Consider the following 1371-nt stretch of genomic DNA (forward strand, 5'->3'; position numbering starts at 1 on the left):
TGATGCTGTGGACGGCTCTCCATCCCCTCCCGCGCTATGAACGCGGGGTTGAGCTGGAAGGAGAGTCGAGATGGGCGAAGTTGTTACGATCGGTCTGGATATCGCGAAGTCGGTGTTCCAGGTGCACGGGGTTGGAGCGGATGGCGAGGTACTGATGCGTCGTCGACTGACGCGAGCAAGGATGCTGCCGTTCTTCGCGAAGCTGCCGCCTTGCTTGGTCGGCATCGAAGCCTGCAACAACTCGCATTACTGGGCTCGTGAGCTGATCGCGCTGGGACACGACGTGAAGCTGATGCCGGCTCAGTACGTGAAGCCCTACGTAAAGCGCGGGAAGAACGACGCGGCCGATGCCGAGGCGATCTGCGAGGCGGTGACACGCCCGACGATGCGGTTCGTCGCGGTGAAGAGCCCGGAGCAGCAGAGCCTGATGATGCTCCACCGGGTGCGGCTGATGCTGAACCGGCAACGCACGCAGATCTCGAATGCGATCCGCGCGCATATCTCGGAGTTCGGCGTGGTGGCACCGGTCGGTCGGCTCGGGGTCGAACGGCTGCTCGAGGTGGTCGCGGATGCCGGTGACGATCGCGTTCCGGAGGATGCACGCCTGTGCTTGCAGATGCTGGCAGCGCAGCTCGAAGTCGTGAAGCAGCAAATCCTCGAGAACGACCGTCGTGTGCTCGCGAGCGCGCGGCGAACCGAACTCGGGCGCAGGCTGATGGATATCCCGGGCGTCGGGCCGCTGCTAGCGAGTGCATTCGTGGCCTCAGTCGCCGATCCGACCGTGTTCCGGACCGGTCGCGACCTCGCCGCCTGGATCGGTCTCGTGCCCAAGCAGAACTCATCGGGCGGGAAGGATCGGCTCGGCAGCATCACGCGGGCCGGCAACCGATACCTTCGGCAGATGCTTGTGGTCGGGGCGATGGCAGTGATCCGCTATGCCGAGCGGCACGGCACGAAGCGACCCTGGCTGGTCCAGCTGCTCGCGCGCCGCCCGGCCAAGGTCGCTGCAGTAGCGCTGGCCAACAAGAATGCGCGCACGGTCTGGGCGCTGATGACCAGCGGTGAGCGCTACCGAGAGCCGATGCCGATCGCAGCGTAAAAGCTTGGCGCGGAGCACCGCGCCGACGATGTTGGAGAGGGCAACGAGGAGTTGATGCACAAAGCCGGTTGAAACCGCCGGATCGGGAAAACCCATTTTGGGCCGTGGCGCTTCGAGCGCGTGCTGTAGGTCGGGACCCGGTTCGCGCGAAAGGCATCATGGCCAGCGGCGCATGACACAGCCGCATCGAAAGGCCGGACACATGGCCGCCTCAACCAGCGGAAGGCAAAGCTCCAAATACCCTTGCCAACGGAGGGCCGTCCACACACGGC

1 protein-coding gene is annotated in these 1371 nt (G+C 64.9%); it reads left to right on the forward strand.

Annotated elements, in window-relative coordinates; all coding sequences use genetic code 11:
* Positions 1-70: 70 nt before the first annotated feature.
* Positions 71-1099, forward strand: coding sequence for an IS110 family RNA-guided transposase (locus N0B51_RS14790; protein ID WP_259963366.1), 1029 nt, complete (start codon positions 71-73; stop codon positions 1097-1099).
* Positions 1100-1371: the final 272 nt, after the last annotated feature.

This window comes from Tsuneonella litorea (assembly GCF_025154015.1).
Lineage (GTDB): Bacteria > Pseudomonadota > Alphaproteobacteria > Sphingomonadales > Sphingomonadaceae > Tsuneonella > Tsuneonella litorea.

What these genes read in the sequence shown, in the direction of transcription:
- N0B51_RS14790 (WP_259963366.1), top strand. Translation starts at nt 71, where the DNA reads ATGGGCGAAGTTGTTACGATCGGTCTGGATATCGCGAAGTCGGTGTTC.